This window comes from Pseudoduganella sp. R-34 (assembly GCF_049904655.1).
Lineage (GTDB): Bacteria > Pseudomonadota > Gammaproteobacteria > Burkholderiales > Burkholderiaceae_D > Rugamonas.
Genome location: NZ_CP184572.1, coordinates 4,920,884 through 4,937,284 on the forward strand (window position 1 = coordinate 4,920,884; position 16,401 = coordinate 4,937,284).

Annotated in this window: 18 protein-coding genes; 11 read left to right on the plus strand and 7 right to left on the minus strand. The window is 61.0% G+C overall.

Annotation, left to right across the window (positions count from 1 at the left end):
* The first annotated feature begins 51 nt into the window (after nt 1-51).
* From cyoA to ACN9MW_RS22580, 9 genes are read left to right on the plus strand one after another with little or no spacing between them, the layout of a single operon-like run.
* Nucleotides 52-993, plus strand: a complete 942-nt coding sequence (cyoA, locus tag ACN9MW_RS22540; protein ID WP_426162872.1) for a ubiquinol oxidase subunit II — start codon at nt 52-54, stop codon at nt 991-993.
* A 2-nt stretch (nt 994-995) separates the two neighbouring features.
* Nucleotides 996-2,999, plus strand: a complete 2,004-nt coding sequence (gene cyoB, locus ACN9MW_RS22545; RefSeq protein WP_426162874.1) for a cytochrome o ubiquinol oxidase subunit I — start codon at nt 996-998, stop codon at nt 2,997-2,999.
* Nucleotides 3,000-3,048: 49 nt separating this feature from the next.
* Nucleotides 3,049-3,633, plus strand: coding sequence for a cytochrome o ubiquinol oxidase subunit III (cyoC, locus tag ACN9MW_RS22550; RefSeq protein ID WP_426172271.1), 585 nt, complete (start codon nt 3,049-3,051; stop codon nt 3,631-3,633).
* Entirely contained in the window at nt 3,630-4,040 is a 411-nt protein-coding gene (cyoD, locus tag ACN9MW_RS22555; protein ID WP_426162876.1) for a cytochrome o ubiquinol oxidase subunit IV, read from the plus strand. The genes cyoC and cyoD overlap by 4 nt, the downstream gene beginning before the upstream one ends.
* The gene (locus tag ACN9MW_RS22560) at nt 4,037-4,762 is read left to right on the plus strand and encodes an SURF1 family protein (RefSeq protein WP_426162878.1); all 726 of its coding nucleotides are present in this window, start codon (nt 4,037-4,039) and stop codon (nt 4,760-4,762) included. Before cyoD ends, ACN9MW_RS22560 begins: the two co-directional genes overlap by 4 nt.
* Nucleotides 4,759-6,042, plus strand: a complete 1,284-nt coding sequence (locus tag ACN9MW_RS22565; RefSeq protein ID WP_426162880.1) for an ATP-binding protein — start codon at nt 4,759-4,761, stop codon at nt 6,040-6,042. The genes ACN9MW_RS22560 and ACN9MW_RS22565 overlap by 4 nt, the downstream gene beginning before the upstream one ends.
* 10 nt (nt 6,043-6,052) lie before the next feature.
* Nucleotides 6,053-6,589, plus strand: coding sequence for a response regulator transcription factor (locus ACN9MW_RS22570; protein WP_426162882.1), 537 nt, complete (start codon nt 6,053-6,055; stop codon nt 6,587-6,589).
* Nucleotides 6,590-6,592: 3 nt separating this feature from the next.
* Nucleotides 6,593-6,832, plus strand: a complete 240-nt coding sequence (locus tag ACN9MW_RS22575; protein ID WP_426162884.1) for a hypothetical protein — start codon at nt 6,593-6,595, stop codon at nt 6,830-6,832.
* 33 nt (nt 6,833-6,865) lie between these two features.
* Entirely contained in the window at nt 6,866-7,594 is a 729-nt protein-coding gene (locus tag ACN9MW_RS22580) for an alpha/beta hydrolase family esterase (RefSeq protein ID WP_426162886.1), read from the plus strand.
* On the opposite strand, the gene ACN9MW_RS22585 is transcribed toward ACN9MW_RS22580, so the two are convergent.
* From ACN9MW_RS22585 to ACN9MW_RS22610, 6 genes are all read right to left on the minus strand, one after another.
* Complete coding sequence (locus tag ACN9MW_RS22585; RefSeq protein WP_426162888.1) at nt 7,550-8,191, minus strand: CatA-like O-acetyltransferase; 642 nt, start codon at nt 8,189-8,191, stop codon at nt 7,550-7,552. The genes ACN9MW_RS22580 and ACN9MW_RS22585 overlap by 45 nt on opposite strands.
* Nucleotides 8,192-8,284: 93 nt before the next feature.
* A complete protein-coding gene (locus tag ACN9MW_RS22590; RefSeq protein WP_426162890.1) occupies nt 8,285-8,953 on the minus strand; it encodes an SMI1/KNR4 family protein in 669 nt (222 codons plus the stop codon).
* Nucleotides 8,925-10,466, minus strand: coding sequence for a 2-isopropylmalate synthase (locus ACN9MW_RS22595; protein ID WP_426162892.1), 1,542 nt, complete (start codon nt 10,464-10,466; stop codon nt 8,925-8,927). The genes ACN9MW_RS22590 and ACN9MW_RS22595 overlap by 29 nt, the downstream gene beginning before the upstream one ends.
* 35 nt (nt 10,467-10,501) lie before the next feature.
* Entirely contained in the window at nt 10,502-11,347 is an 846-nt protein-coding gene (gene pssA / locus ACN9MW_RS22600) for a CDP-diacylglycerol--serine O-phosphatidyltransferase (RefSeq protein ID WP_426162895.1), read from the minus strand.
* A gap of 71 nt (nt 11,348-11,418) precedes the next feature.
* A complete protein-coding gene (locus ACN9MW_RS22605; protein WP_426162897.1) occupies nt 11,419-12,177 on the minus strand; it encodes an SIMPL domain-containing protein in 759 nt (252 codons plus the stop codon).
* A 45-nt stretch (nt 12,178-12,222) separates the two neighbouring features.
* Nucleotides 12,223-12,888, minus strand: a complete 666-nt coding sequence (locus tag ACN9MW_RS22610; protein WP_426162899.1) for an SIMPL domain-containing protein — start codon at nt 12,886-12,888, stop codon at nt 12,223-12,225.
* Nucleotides 12,889-12,922: 34 nt separating this feature from the next.
* Here ACN9MW_RS22610 and ACN9MW_RS22615 point away from each other — a divergent pair, with 34 nt between their 5' ends.
* Complete coding sequence (locus ACN9MW_RS22615; protein WP_426162901.1) at nt 12,923-14,545, plus strand: alkaline phosphatase family protein; 1,623 nt, start codon at nt 12,923-12,925, stop codon at nt 14,543-14,545.
* A gap of 93 nt (nt 14,546-14,638) precedes the next feature.
* Nucleotides 14,639-15,238: a hypothetical protein gene (locus ACN9MW_RS22620; RefSeq protein WP_426162903.1), complete on the plus strand. Its 600-nt coding sequence runs from the start codon at nt 14,639-14,641 to the stop codon at nt 15,236-15,238.
* Between the two features lie 124 nt (nt 15,239-15,362).
* Here ACN9MW_RS22620 and ilvC read toward each other — a convergent pair whose 3' ends face one another.
* The gene (gene ilvC, locus ACN9MW_RS22625; RefSeq protein ID WP_130311207.1) at nt 15,363-16,379 is read right to left on the minus strand and encodes a ketol-acid reductoisomerase; all 1,017 of its coding nucleotides are present in this window, start codon (nt 16,377-16,379) and stop codon (nt 15,363-15,365) included.
* Nucleotides 16,380-16,401 lie beyond the last annotated feature (22 nt).

Here is a 16,401-nt window from a genome sequence, read left to right on the forward strand (position 1 = left end):
TTACTTCTCCTCCTCGCAGCCGTCTGCCTTACAGGCTGCAATACTGTCGTTATGAACCCCGCCGGTGACGTTGCCTCGCAACAGGCTCACCTGGTGACCATCTCGACCCTGCTCATGTTGCTGATCATCGTACCGGTGATCGCGCTGACTGTGCTGTTCGCTTGGCGTTACCGAAAAGGCAACACCAACGCCAAATATACCCCGGACTGGGACCACTCGACCCAGCTCGAACTGGTGATCTGGGGCGCCCCGCTGATGATCATCATCGTCCTCGGCCTGCTGACCTGGATCAGCACCCACCTGCTGGATCCTTACCGTCCACTGAGCCGCATCGACGAAAAGCGTCCGCTGGCAGCCGACCACAAGCCGCTGGTGGTGCAAGTGGTGGCCATGGACTGGAAATGGCTGTTCATCTACCCGGAACAGGGCATCGCCACCGTCAACGAACTGGTGACCCCGATCGACACCCCGATCCGCTTCAAGATCACCGCGTCGACTGTGATGAACTCGTTCTACATCCCGGCGCTGGCCGGCCAGATCTACGCCATGCCGGGCATGGACACCACCCTGAATGCGGTGCTGAACAAGCCGGGCACCTATGAAGGCTTCTCCGCCAACTACAGCGGCGCGGGCTTCTCGCACATGCGCTTCAAGTACCACGGCGTGTCGACCGCCGACTTCGACGCCTGGGTCGCCAAGACCAAGGCTGGTGGCGGCAACCTGAACCGCGCCGACTACCTGGCCCTCGAAAAGCCAAGCGAGCGCGAACCTGTGCGCCGTTATGGCGCGGTTGAAGACGCGCTCTACACCGCGATCATCAACCGCTGCGTCGAACCTGGTTCGACCTGCGCCAGCCAGACCATGGCTGACGATGCCGCCCGTGTACGCGCCGTGGCCGCCAAGAAGGAAATGGAAGCGCGCATCTGCACGCCAAGCGATACCTACGCTGAAGCCAAGCAGGTCGCCCTCGTATCTACTCCTCGCAAGAACTGAATATGGAAAACCAAACCACCCTCCACCCGCTGCTGGGCCGGCTGAGCTTGGACGCGATCCCGTACCATGAGCCGATCCTGGTCGCCACCTTCACCATGGTGGTCCTGGGCGGCCTGGCCGTCATGGGCGCCATGACCAAATACCGCCTGTGGGGCCCGCTGTGGCGCGACTGGGTCACCAGCATCGACCACAAGAAAATCGGCATCATGTACATGATCCTGGGCCTGGTCATGCTGCTGCGCGGCTTCGCCGACGCGCTGATGATGCGCCTGCAGCAGGCCATCGCTTTCGGCGACCAGATGGGCTACCTGCCTCCGCACCACTACGACCAGATCTTCACCGCCCACGGCGTGATCATGATCTTCTTCGTGGCGATGCCTTTCGTGACCGGCTTGATGAACTACGTGGTGCCGCTGCAGATCGGCGCGCGCGACGTGGCCTTCCCGTTCCTGAACAACTTCTCCTTCTGGATGACCGCATTCGGCGGCGGCCTGACCATGGTCTCGCTGTTCGTCGGCGAATACGCGAAAACCGGCTGGCTGGCTTACCCGCCGCTGTCCGGCATCCTGGCCAGCCCTGACGTCGGGGTGGATTACTACATCTGGTCCCTGCAGGTGGCGGGGGTCGGGACATTGCTCTCAGGGGTCAACCTGATCGCGACCATCGTCAAGATGCGCGCGCCAGGCATGAAGCTGATGAAGATGCCTGTCTTCACCTGGACTTCGCTGTGCACCAACGTGCTGATCGTGGTGACCTTCCCTGTACTGACCGCCGTGCTGGCCATGCTGTCGCTGGACCGCACCTTCGGTACCCACTTCTTCACCAGCGATTTCGGCGGCGATTCCATGCTGTACGTGAACCTGATCTGGATCTGGGGCCACCCTGAGGTGTACATCCTGGTGCTGCCGGTGTTCGGCGTGTTCTCGGAAATCGTGTCGACCTTCTCCGGCAAGCGCCTGTTCGGCTACGCCTCGATGGTGTACGCGACCGTGGTGATCACCATCCTGTCCTACCTGGTATGGCTGCACCACTTCTTCACCATGGGCTCCGGCGCCAGCGTGAACTCCTTCTTCGGCATCACGACGATGATCATTTCGATCCCGACCGGCGCCAAGATCTTCAACTGGCTGTTCACCATGTACCGCGGCCGCATCCGCTTCGAACTGCCGATGATGTGGACCATCGCCTTCATGATCACCTTCGTGATCGGTGGCATGACCGGCGTGCTGCTGGCTGTTCCTCCTGCGGACTTCGTGCTGCACAACTCGCTGTTCCTGATCGCCCACTTCCACAACGTGATCATCGGCGGCGTAGTGTTCGGCGTGTTCGCTGCGATTAACTACTGGTTCCCGAAGGCCTTCGGCTACAAGCTGGACGTGTTCTGGGGCAAAGTCTCCTTCTGGTGCTGGGTGGTCGGCTTCTACCTCGCCTTCATGCCGCTGTACGTGCTGGGCCTGATGGGCGTGACCCGCCGCATGAGCCACTTCGAAGATCCTTCGCTGCAGATCTGGTTCCAGGTGGCTGCCGTGGGCGCCGTCCTGATCGCCGGCGGTATCGGCTCCATGCTGATCCAGTTCTACGTGTCGTTCCGCCGCCGCGCTGCCCTGCGCGACGTGACCGGCGATCCGTGGGATGGCCGTACCCTGGAGTGGTCGACCTCGTCCCCTCCACCGGACTACAACTTCGCGTTCACCCCGCGCGTGTATGACAACGACACCTGGACCGACATGAAGCGCAAGAACTACCTGCGCCCGGTGAAAGACTTCGTGGCGATCCACATGCCGAAGAACACCGCTGCCGGCTTCGTCATCGCCGGCCTGAGCGCCGCGACCGGCTTCGCCCTGGTCTGGCAGATGTGGGTCTTCGCTGTGCTCGGCCTGGTGGCCACCGTGGGCGCCGCGATCATCCATACCTTTAACTACAAGCGCGATTACTACATCCCGGCCGAAGAAGTCGTTGTGACCGAAGCCGAGCGCACCCGTACCCTGGAGGCCGCCAATGTCTGAAATGGTTCTTGATCCTGCCAAGGCAGGCGCGCACGGCGCGCAGGACGACATGCCGTTCCACGTCCGTGAACACCACCCGGAGAACGGCACCCTGCTGGGCTTCTGGATTTACCTGATGAGCGATTGCCTGATCTTCGCCGTCCTGTTCATCGCTTACGCTGTCCTGGGCCGCAACTTTGCGGGCGGCCCGTCCGGCGCCGAGCTGTTCGACCTGCCGCTGGTGGCCCTGAACACCGGCTTCCTGCTGCTGTCGTCGATCACTTACGGCTTCGCCATGCTGGCGTCCCAGCGCGCCAAGCTGGGCACCACCCTGGCGTGGCTGGCGGTCACCGGCCTGTTCGGCCTGGGCTTCCTCAGCCTGGAAATGTTCGAGTTCGTTCACCTGATCCATGAAGGCGCCGGCCCGCAGCGCAGCGCGTTCCTGACCTCGTTCTTCGCGCTGGTCGGCACCCACGGCCTGCACGTGACCTTCGGCGTGATCTGGCTCGTTACCCTGATGGTCCAGCTGAACCGCCACGGCCTGACCGAAGCCAACACCCGCCGCCTGATGTGCCTGTCGATGTTCTGGCACTTCCTGGACGTGATCTGGATCGGCGTCTTCACCTTTGTCTACCTGATGGGAGTCCTGCCATGAGCGCACACCACGACCACGAACACGGCCATGGCCACGGCGCACACGGCGACGGCCATGACCACGGCAGCCTGAAAAGCTATGCGATCGGCTTCATCCTGTCGGTGATCCTGACCGCGATTCCGTTCTGGCTCGTCATGGGCCACGTGATCAAGGATTCGAGCACCACCGCCTTCGTCATCCTCGGCTTCGCTGCAGTGCAGATCGTGGTTCACATGATCTACTTCCTGCACATGAACTCGCGTTCGGAAGGCGGCTGGAGCTTGCTGGCACTGATCTTCACCATCGTCCTGGTCGTCATCGTGCTGACCGGTTCGATCTGGGTCATGTACCACCTGAACCACAACATGATGCCGTCCATGGGTCCGGCCGGCAACTCCTCCGTGCAGCAAATGCACGACATGCCTTGAGCCAAGCGCGCACCGCCTCCCCGCGGGCGCGCCTGTTCTGGGCCGCCGGGATCTCGCTCGCCTGTGCAGTATTCCTGGCGCTCGGGACCTGGCAGCTGTTTCGCATGCAGTGGAAGCATGAGCTGATCGCCCGCGTCAACCAGCGGGCGCACGCAGCTCCTGTTGCAGCTCCCTCCCCTTCCGATTGGCCGTCCCTCACGGCCGACAATGCCGAATACCGGCACGTGCAAGTTGCCGGCACCCTGCTGCTCGAACGCAGCACCCTGGTGCAGGCATCCACCCAGCTCGGCCCCGGTTTCTGGGTCATGACGCCGCTGCAAACCGCCGCCGGCGACATCGTATTCGTCAACCGCGGCTATGTCGCCGACCGCAAGACGGGCGTCGGCTCCGGCACCGCTGCTGCCGACGTCACCGGCCTGCTGCGCATGAGCCAGGCCGATGGCGACCTGCTGCGCAAGAACGATCCTGCCGGCCAGCGCTGGTATTCGCGCGACGTGCAAGCCATGGCCGCGGCCAGCGGCCTGTCTCAGGTCGCCCCCTACTTCATCGATGCCGACGCCAGCCCCGCCCCACAGGCCGGGCAGCCCGTCGGCGGCCTCACCGTGATCGCTTTCCGTGATAATCATCTGGTATACGCATTAACTTGGTATGCTCTAGCGTTGATGATCATCGGGCGAACATGGCAAATCACTCGGAAAACACGGCGGAACCTGGCGGAATGATGTCCTTGTCCCTCGCGGCGGGCGTCGGCGATACTACTGGCCACAAAAACATGCTGTACCTGATCCGGCTGCGCTGGATAGCGGTACTGGGCCAGATCACGACCATCGCCGGCGTTACCCTTGGCCTCGGCCTTAACCTGCCGATGCCGCAGATGCTGACGGTGCTGGCCTGCCTGATCGCCTTCAATATCGGCAGCCATTTGCGCTGGCACGAAAACCCGATCGTCACCAACAACGAAATGCTCCTCGCGCTGCTGGTCGACGTGGCCAGCCTGACGGCGCAGCTGCATTTCAGCGGCGGCACCACCAATCCCTTCGCCTTCCTCTACCTGCTGCAGGTGATCCTGTCGGCAGTCCTGCTCGACGCCTGGGCCGCCTGGACCATTGTCGGCATCACCGGCGCCTGCCTGGGCGGCCTGGCCCTGTTCTCCAAGCCCCTGCCCCTGCTGCTGGAGGATGAAAGCGCGTTTGCCCACCTGTATGTGGTGGGCATGATTATCTGCTTCCTGCTGAACGCCGGCCTGCTGGTTATTTTGATCAAGCGCATCACGGGCAACCTGCGCGAACGCGACGCGCACCTGGCCGACCTGCGCCAGCGCGCGGCGGAGGAAGACCATATCGTGCGCATGGGCCTTCTGGCGTCGGGCGCAGCCCATGAACTGGGCACGCCAATGGCAACCATGTCGGTCCTGCTGGGCGACTGGAAGCGGATGCCCGAATTTACCGGGAATGCAATCCTGCAGGAAGAAATCGAAGAGATGCAAACCCAGCTCCAGCGCTGCAAGACCATCGTCACCGGCATCCTGTTGTCGGCCGGTGAGCTGCGTGGCGAATCGTCTGCCAAGACCACGCTGCGCGCCTTCCTTGGCGAGCTGCTGGACGAATGGCGCAGCAACCGCCCGGTGATGGCATTCGAGTTCGATGACCGCTTGCCGAGCGACCTGCCGGTTGTCTTTGAATCGGCACTCAAGCAGACGATTTTCAATTTGCTCGATAACGCGCTGGAAGCCTCGCCGCGATGGGTCAAGCTGGAGGCTTCGGCCGATGACGACGTACTGAAACTGGCCGTAAGCGACCGCGGTCCCGGTTTCGCGCCGGCGATGCTGGCGCAATTCGGCAAGCCCTACCAATCGAGCAAGGGCCGGCCCGGCAGCGGGCTGGGACTGTTCCTGGTCGTGAATGTCATTCGCACGCTGGGCGGCACCGTCGAAGCGCGCAATCTCGAACAAGGCGCGCTGGTCGAGCTGCGCCTGCCGCTGTCGGCAATCGCCCTGGAATAGGAGAAGCAGGATGACTACAGAGCGCTTGTTGCTGATCGTGGAAGACGACCCCGCTTTCGCGCGCACCCTTTCCCGTTCGTTCGAACGGCGCGGCTACACCGTGCTGAAAGCATCCAACCTGGAAGAAGTCGGCGCCCTGCTGCAAAAGCACACGCCGACGCACGCCGTGGTCGACCTCAAGCTGGAAGGCAACACCTCCGGCCTCGCCTGCGTGCAGGCGCTTCACACCCACTCGCCTGGGATGCTGATCGTGGTGCTGACCGGCTTCGCCAGCATCGTTACCGCTGTCGAAGCAGTCAAGCTGGGCGCCTGCCAATACCTGGCCAAGCCTTCCAATACAGACGATATCGAAGCCGCCTTCTCGCATGTTGCCGGCGCGGCCGAGGTCGAGCTGACCAACCGCTCCACCTCCATCAAGACGCTGGAGTGGGAACACATTCACCAGGTGCTGGCGGAAACCGGTTTCAACATCTCGGAAGCCGCCCGCCGGCTCGGCATGCATCGCCGCACGCTGGCGCGCAAACTCGAAAAACAACGGGTGAAATAACTCATGGGTCTCCGCGACGCCTTGCACTCCTTCTTCATCGGGTCAAACCAGAGTGATGGCCCGGTCGCTCCGCTGACCCGGGTCGAGATGATGCAGCCTGAGGGCCCGCGCCATTACCTGAAAGCCGCACCGCTCCCGCGCCCCGGCGAAAAGCGTCCATTGGTCGTAGTCCTGCATGGCAGCGGTGCTTCTGCCGAACAGGTCATGGGCCAGGCATTTCCTTTTTCGCCACTGTCGGTCTGACTGGAAATCGCCGAACGAGAGCAAGTTGTCGTTGTGGCGCCTGACGGAATCAAGCGCCGCGGCCAACGCGCATGGAACGACGGTTTTGCCGACGTGGCGAGCAATCCCAAGTGCGACGACGTCGCCTTCATCGGCGCTGTCATCGATCACGCCATCGCCGAGGATGGCGCCGATCCGGAACGGGTCTACGTGATCGGCGTTTCCAAGGGCGGCATGATGGCCTACCGGATTGCCGCCGAACTGCCGCAAAAACTGGCCGCGTTCGCGACCGTGCTGGCAGCGATGCCGCGGCGAGCGGCTTACGCCACGCCGGAGACGGCCCTCCCCGTCCTGATCGTCGCCGGCGAAAGAGACCCGTTCATTCCGTACTCGGGCGGCAAGTCATTCGTTACGCTATGGTACACGGCACCGTCATTGGGCATGGAAGCCACAGCCGCCGTCTGGCGAAAATTGGCCCGGCTCGCGAACGAGCCTTACATCGAGCACCTGGCAGCAACGAACGGCGATTCGACCCGAGCAATCCGTTACACATGGGGCGATCGAGCCGAAGAAGTGCAGGTCAGCCTCCTGAAGATCGTCGGCGGCGGCCACGCGGAACCAAGCCGGAAGAAGCGCTATCCAGGCTTGTTCAGCCGTTTTCCCGGCCGCCAGAATGCAGGCATCGAGATCGCGGAAGAAGCCTGGACCTTCTTCAAGGACAAGCGGCGCAAGCCGCCTTCAGAGGCTGGTCTCGAGCGCAATACGTTCGCCGAGACGCTGTAGCAGCAGGTGGACGTGGTAGCCGTCCACGAAACCATGATGCGCCTGGACACAGAATGGCACCGTCATCATGTCGCCACCCAGCTCACTGTAGCGCCCCCATGCAATTAACGGAATATCGGCCGATTTGTACTCATAGATCGGGTGTTCGATGGCGCGCATGTCGAGCCATGGCATGCAGGTGGTGTAGACGTTGTTCTTCTGCTCGCGCGGCGTCAGGTCGCGGCCAGTGTTAATGAATTCACGCGTCGCGCGCGCCTCAACGCCTGCCGCCAGGCTACGGGTGATGAACTCGGCACGGTCGTTCGACATGTCGAATCGCGCGTAATTCAGGTTGTTATCAAGATTGATGACCGTGTACCCACCGTAAAAATCATCGATCTTGATCACCTCTCCTTCGAACTCGCGGTACAGGAAGTTGTCGACATCCTTCACGCTCATGTACAGGCAGTACAGGAGAAAATGGAACGGCGGTAGTTGCCGCTCCTTGCAATAATGGCGAAACTCCGGCAACCGGGCGACGACGCTCAGGTTCAGCAGTGGGTTTGCATATTGGCGAAACGACTCATAGCGATCGCGGCGAAATTCAAATTTATCCATTTTCAGAGCTCACTCAGCGAGTCGGTCATCATATGGAGGACTCAACGGCCTGTCCTTAACATTTGCCAAGCATATTCCATTGCGATTGATGCTTTAAGGTTCGACGTAATCGCTATTTACCAGCCCGCCGAAATCTTCCGAATATACGATTTTTCCGGCACGGATACTTGCCAGATAGTCGGCCAGCCATGAATGGAAACTCGCCGCAACAATGCGCCGTTCTCCCATGTCGTGCCACATGGTGATGATCTGCCCCGGCGCTCGGCCTGTTGCAGGCTGCAAGTCCAGGCAGTAATGGTCACCACCGCCGTTGTGCGTAAAGGGGATCCAGTTGCGGTTCCACCAATCGGGCCGCACGCCAGGTTCGGCTTCCGAAGTGATCCCTTCGAATTCGCCTGATTCGAGCAAGTCACGCCAGACATTCCACTGATCCACAATCGCATCCGTTGACAGGAATTCCGAATTATCGAACAACCCGCCAGCGTTTCCCTTCTGGCCATTGTGGATCTTGAGGCATTCCACAAAATGCGTTGGCAAAGTGACGCCAAGCACCGCTTCAAGAGCGCGCAACTGTTCATCGCTCGCCCCTGGATTCAAATCCGCCATTCCATCAGGCCAGTGAACGGCTAGCCATTCTTCGAATTCTCGCCATAGCGTTGCAATAGGTGGGAGAACCGCCGCGGTCTTTTCGGCGGCTACGTTCTGGAATAGGCGAGAAAGAAAGCTCATATGGTCAGATAGCTTGCGGGTTGAGTCGTTCAATTTTGGAATGGAGTTTGTTGAGGCCCGCCAGGTACGCTTTGGCGGAAGCAACCACGATATCCGGGTCCGCGCCGACGCCGTTGACGATGCGGCCCGAATGCGCCAGCCGCATGGTCACCTCCCCCTGCGACTGGGTTCCGGGGCTGATGCCGCTGATCGCGAACAGCACGAGTTCCGCGCCGCTTTGGGCCTTGCTTTCAATGGCGTTGACCATGGCGTCGACCGGGCCGTCGCCCGTGCCTTCGGCGGCGTGCTCGATGCCGTCAATCGAAAACACGACGCGCGCAAACGGCAGCTCGCCGGTTTCCGAACGCTGCGACAGCGAGACGAAGCGGTAATGCTCGCCGCCGGCAGCGGCCTCTTCATCGCTCACCAGCGCCATGATGTCTTCGTCAAAGATTTCAGCTTTGCGGTCTGCCAGCTCCTTGAAGCGCGTGAAGGCGGCGTTCACTTCGGCTTCGGAATCGAGCTCGATGCCCAGCTCCTGCAAGCGCTGCTTGAAAGCGTTGCGGCCGGAGAGCTTGCCCAGCACGATCTTGTTGGCCGTCCAGCCCACATCCTCGGCGCGCATGATTTCGTAGGTTTCGCGCGCCTTGAGGATGCCGTCCTGGTGGATGCCGGAAGCATGGGCAAACGCGTTGGCGCCAACGACCGCCTTGTTCGGCTGCACGGCAAAGCCGGTAATCTGCGACACCATCTTCGATGCCGGCACGATCTGCGTCGTATCGATGCCGCAGTCCAGGTTGAAGTAGCCGGCCCGCGTGCGCAGCGCCATCACCACCTCCTCCAGCGCCGTATTGCCGGCCCGTTCGCCCAGGCCGTTGATGGTGCATTCAACCTGCCTGGCACCGCCAATCATCACGCCTGCCAGCGAGTTTGCCACGGCCAGGCCAAGGTCGTTATGGCAATGGACCGACCACACAGCCTTGTCCGAGTTGGGAATGCGCTCGCGCAGCCGGCGGATCGTCTCGCCGTACAGCTCCGGCACGGCATAGCCCACGGTATCAGGGAAGTTGATGGTGGTGGCGCCTTCAGCGATCACGTTTTCCAGCACGCGGCACAGGAAATCCTCTTCCGAACGGCTGCCATCCTCCGGGCTGAATTCAATATCGTCGGTGAATTTGCGGGCGAAGCGGATCGCAAGCCTGGCCTGTTCCAGCACCTGCTCCGGCTCCATGCGCAGCTTCATCTGCATATGCAGCGGCGAGGTCGCGATGAAGGTGTGGATGCGTTTGCGCTCCGCCGGCTCAAGCGCTTCCGCAGCGCGGGCCAGGTCGCGGTCATTGGCGCGCGCCAGGGAGCAGACGATCGGCTCGCGAACGGCTGTGGCAATGGCACGGATGGATTCAAAGTCGCCCTGCGAAGCAGCGGCAAAACCCGCCTCGATCACGTCGACCCGCAGCTTTTCAAGCTGGCGGGCGATGCGCACTTTCTCTTCGCGGGTCATGGACGCGCCCGGCGATTGCTCGCCGTCGCGCAAAGTGGTATCGAAGATGATGAGGCGGTTATTCATGGAGTCGCTCCTTCTGAATTGCCGCCCCAGCGGCGTTACGATTTATCTTCTGGCGAGGTTTTCTCGATCAGCTTGACCGGGTTGCCCTTGAACAGGCGGGTCAGGTAAATCACGTAGCCTGACAGTCCATATGCCACGAACAGGACGAACAACACCTTCGGCGGATCGATCGAGATCAGGGCGAAGAACATCGCGATCAGGAACACGGCCAGGAACGGTACCGACTTGCGGAAGTTGATGTCCTTGAAGCTGTAGAACGGCACGTTGGACACCATGCTCAGGCCAGCGAACACCGCCAGCACCCAGCCCTGCCACGGATACAGCACGCCATCGACTTCCAGGTCGGTCAGCAGCATGACGAAACCGGCGATCAGGGAAGCGGCGGCCGGCGACGGCAGGCCCTGGAAGTAGCGCTTGTCGACCACTTCGATATTGGTGTTGAAGCGTGCCAGGCGCAGCGCAGCGCCAGCACAATAGACAAAGGCTGCGATCCAGCCCAGCTTGCCAAGGCCGCGCAACGCGAATTCGTAGATCACCAGCGCTGGCGCAGCGCCGAAGGACACCATGTCCGACAGGGAGTCGTACTGGGCGCCGAATTCACTCTGGGTATTGGTCAGGCGTGCCACACGGCCATCCAGGCCGTCCAGCAGCATGGCGACGAAAATCGCCCAGGCTGCGTGTTCGAAGCGCTGGTTCATGGCCATGACGATGGCAAAGAAGCCGCAGAACAGCGCACCGGTGGTGAAGGCGTTCGGCAGCAGGTAGATGCCGCGCGAGCGCGGCCTGTCGAGGCCATCGGCTCCCTTGCGGCGGGCGAAGCGGCTGAACAGCGATTGCTTGCCGGCGGCATTCTTAGGCCGGCGGCGGGGGAATTTGGCCATACTCTTCCATTTTTTATACTAGGGTGACCCCTATTATAGAGGACACCCAGTATGGAAGTGGCAACTTTGGCTTACTTGAACTTGACCTTGCCGACCACGCGCATTTCCAGCGTGGTTTCGCCTGGCTCGAAGCTTGGCTCGGCCACGGACTGGTCCATCTCTGCCTTGGCGGCCATACGGGCCATCATGGGCGCCGGGGCACCTGCAGGGCCGCCGCCGTAATTGCCGGAACCCTCGTAGTCGATGGTATCGAGCACCGCATCGCTTACCGGACGGCCCATGGCGGAGGCAATGGAAGCAATGCGCTCGTTCAGGTTCTTGTAAGTGGCCGCGATGCGGGCGTCATCGAGCTTGCGGGTAGCGGCAGGGCTCAGGCCGAAGGACAGGCCGTTCAGGGTCAGCACTTTCTGCGCAGCGGCAACGGTCTTCGGCAGCACGCCGATATTGGTGGTGGTCATCTGCACGTACTGGCCAACGCGCCATGCGGTCGGCTGGCGCGGCTTGGCGGCGGCGCCTGGCGGCAGCGGACGGTCTTCCGGATAGACCGGATAGGTGTAGTAGCCCTGGGTTTTCAGCTTGGCCTGCGGGTCTTCCTTCTTCAGGATTTCCAGGCCTTGCTTGATCTTCTGGTTCACGCGCGAGGCTGCGGCAGCCTTGTCCTTGTCCTGCTCTTCGATCGCCAGCGTGGCCACAGCCTGGTCGTTCGGCGCAGTGACTTCACCATAGGCAGGCACGATGACGGTGGCGCCTGCGGTCGGGACGGATTGTGCGATGGCAGCCTGGGTACCCATCACCAGCGCGGCAGCGGCTACAGCTTTCAGGACGGTCATTGTTATTCTCCTTACGTGATGACGATGGACGCACTTTAACCGAAATCAAATCACAAAATTGTCGTAGTTCGTGAGCGTTTGTAACACTCTGATTACTTGAAGCGTACTTTTGCGGTCCACCGACGAAGCGCCAAAGTCGAGCGATTCCAACTTCGCGTCAGCAACAGGGCGGCGCATCGCGCCCGCAATAAAGGCGACCTGCTCTTCCAGGCTGCGATAGGCTGCTTCCACACGGCGCTGCTCCAGCTTTTTCGTGGTCTCCTCGTTCAGCCCGAAATTGACGCTCTTGAGCGCCAGGACTTTCTGGGTAGAGGCAACCGTAGCCGGCAAGGAGGCGAAATCGCCGGTTACAAGCCTCACTTCCTGGCTGACACGCCATCCGATTTGCTGCGCATCGCGCTTCTGGGAACGCGCAAGTGCTTCGTCGTAGACCGAGAAAGTCCGGTAGCTGTCCAGCGATGGCCGCGCATTCGGGTTGGCCTTTTTCAGCGCTGCGATGCCCTGCTTCAGCCGCAAGTTGGCATTGGACGCCAGCGCCGCCTTGTCCTTGCCCTGTTCTTCGTAGCCGAAGACGAGCTGCGCCTCATCGTTAGGCGCGGTGACGCTGCCGATCACAGTCACCGTGACCAACGCGTTTTCCTTATCGAAGCTCGAATGTAACTGAAACTGATACAAAAGTGTCATCTGCCTGACACCGGGCTGTGGCATCATCACGTGTCGTCCACTCCATTCATGAACAAGGAAAATGGCAAGGTACCTGATTCCCGCACTGGCCCTGGCGGCCTCGTTCGGCGCTTATGCAGCGCCGGCAAAACAGCCAGCACAACCAAAACTCGTCCTCGTGATGGCCGTCGATGGCCTGCCGCAAGAGCAGGTGACGCGCTACGCCAGCCAGTTCGGCCAGGGCGGCTTCCGCCGCCTGCTCGATCAGGGCGCATGGTTCAGCAATGCGCACCAGGCGCACGGCATCACTGTGACCGCGGTCGGCCATGCAGCCATCCTGAGCGGCGCCTATCCTTACCAGCACGGCATCATCGGCAACAACTGGGTGAACCCGGCCAATGGCGGCAGCATGTACTGCACCGAGGACCAGAACTACAAGTACATTGGTAGCGAAAAGACCGATCCGCATGACGGCACCGCGCCAACCAACCTGCGCGTAGATACGCTGGGCGATCAGTTGCGTTATGCCACCGGCCAGCAATCCAAGGTCATCACGGTTTCGGGCAAGGACCGCGGAGCGATTCTCCTGGGTGGCAAAACCGGCACGGCCTACATGTACATGGAAGAAAGCGGCAATTTCGCTTCTTCTACCTTCTACATGAAAGAGCACCCGCAGTGGGTGCAGAAGTACCAGGCTGGCAAGCCGCAAGAGCGCTATTACGGCGTGAAGTGGAAGCCGCTGCTGGCTGATTCGGCTTACGCGGGCGATTACGGCGATGCGCCGAACCTGCAGCTGTCCAGCGAATCGGGCCAGACCGACGCCGCTTATTACAAGCGTCTGAAGGCATCGCCATTCCTCGACGAACTGACCGTAGAATTCGCGCAGGCTGCCATTGAGGGCGAAAACCTGGGCAATAACCCGGCTGGCGTGCCGGACCTGCTGGGCGTGAGCTTCTCCGCACACGACCTGGCGAACCATGAATACGGGCCGGAGAGCAAGGTCTCCCACGACCACCTGATGCGCCTGGACCGCATGCTGTCCAACTTCTTCTCGTACATCGACAAGCGCATCGGCATGGACAACGTGCTGGTAGTGCTGACCGCCGACCACGGCTTCCCGAACACGCCGGAGTTTGCCAATGAAATCCAGAAGGCGGGCGTCAACCGCATCGACGGCAAGAAGCTGGTCGATGACCTGAACGCGCACCTGTCGTCCAAATTCGGCTTGAACAAGGGCGTATCGGCTTACTCGATCCCGAACATCCACCTGGATTACGCGCAGATTGAGACCAAAGGTTTGAAGCGCGAGGACGTTGAAAATGCCGCTGCACGTTTCCTGATGTCGCAGCCTGGCATGGCGGATGTGTTCACCCGTACCCAGATGGAAAGCGGCGCCGTTGGCGGCACCCGCGTCGCAACCCTGATGCGCCGCGCCTGGAACCGCCAGATTTCCGGCGACCTGATGGTAGTCGCCAAGCCGCACTGGATCTTCGGCTTCTCGACCGGCAAAGGCACCACCCACGGCGCCCCGTATGCCTACGACACCAATGTGCCATTGATCGTGATGGGCAAGCCATGGGTGAAATCCGGCCACTACGGACAGTATGCCGAAGTCGTCGACATCGCCCCCACCCTCGCCTACCTGCTGAACGTGCGCCCGCCTGCCGGCGCCGAAGGCCGCGTCCTCACCGAAGCGTTGAAGTGATTCAAGAAATGTCCGCCTAGGGTCAGGAACCAAGTGGACATTTCTTCTTTTCAGACCTTTATAATGAGGGTCCATTCCCTTTTCGGAGCAGATATGTCGACATGCCGCATCATCCTCGCTTCCGCCATCCTGGCATTGGCCACCGGTTGCTCAATTAACCGCCCAGTTGCCGACGATTACAGTACCTATTTAGGGAACAATGCGCGCACAGGCGCCTTGCCGAGTGCGAAGGTTGCTGACAAATATTATCTGCCGCCCGCCACACAAGCCCATCACTACGAATTCAAAAGTGTGATGGGTGGGTATGCAAATACCTGGGTAGTCGAATTCGGAAAGGTGCTCGACGCAACCATGCGTTCTTCCGACGTTGTCGCCGCCCTTGGAAACCTGAATAAGGCCAGCAATGACAAGCCGGCCGCCGGGAATACCCTTGTATTTGACCTGCTTCGCTATTCGTTCGAAGAGCATGGCGCGCACATTGAGCTGGCGATCAGCATCCGCAATGCCAAGGGCGAGGTCTTCCGCAAAGTCTACAACGCTGACGGACAGACGCAGGGAGGCAAGATGTTCTGGGGTGGCGCATTCGCGATGAAGAACGCAGTCCAGCAATCCACCAAACTGGCCATGGACGATATACTGGCCCGCTTTATTCGCGACGCGGGGAGCAGCAACGTAGCTTCGGCAGGAAAGTGATCCGTGCAGTAACGGCAGAGCCCGTGTCACACCTTGGGGTCTGACCCCACGGTGTGACACGGGCTCTGCACTTGCCATAAAAAAACGGCCCCGAGGGGCCGTTGAAGTTTGCTTCTAGGGACAATCAGTTCTTGGACTGGTCGACCAGTTTGTTTTTGGCGATCCAAGGCATCATTGCGCGCAGCTTGGCGCCGACTTCTTCGATCTGGTGCTCGGAAGTCAGGCGGCGGCGGGAGATCAGGGTCGGTGCGCCGGCCTTGTTCTCGAGGATGAAGCTCTTGGCGTATTCGCCGGTCTGGATGTCTTTCAGGCACTGGCGCATGGCTTCCTTGGTGGCCGAGGTCACCACTTTCGGGCCAGTCACGTACTCGCCGTACTCCGCGTTGTTGGAGATCGAGTAGTTCATGTTAGCGATGCCGCCTTCGTAGATCAGGTCCACGATCAGTTTCAGTTCGTGCAGGCACTCGAAGTAAGCCATCTCCGGCGCATAGCCTGCTTCCACCAGGGTTTCGAAACCGGCCTTGATCAGTTCCACGGTACCGCCGCAAAGCACGGCCTGTTCGCCGAACAGGTCGGTCTCGGTCTCTTCACGGAAGTTGGTTTCGATGATGCCGGCCTTGCCGCCGCCGTTTGCCGATGCGTACGACAGGGCGATGTCGCGGGCGGAACCGGATTTGTCCTGGTACACGGCGATCAGGTGCGGCACGCCGCCACCCTGGCGGTAGGTGCCGCGCACGGTGTGGCCTGGGGCCTTCGGTGCGATCATGATCACGTCCAGGTCGGCGCGCGGCACGACTTGGCCGTAGTGCACGTTGAAACCGTGGGCGAAGGCCAGAACGCCGCCTTGCTTGATGTTCGGTTCGACGTTTTCCTTGTACACCTGGGCGATGTTCTCGTCCGGCAGCAGGATCATCACGACGTCGGCGTTCTTCACCGCTTCGTTCACTTCCGCCACTTTCAGGCCAGCCGCTTCGACCTTGTTCCAGGAGGCGCCGCCCTTGCGCAAGCCGACCGTCACGTTCACGCCGGATTCGGTCAGGTTCTGCGCGTGCGCGTGACCTTGCGAGCCGTAGCCGATGATGGCAACGTTCTTGCCTTTGATGAGGGAGAGGTCAGCGTCTTTGTCGTAGAAAACTTTCATGGTCATTCCTTGGGTGTGAATT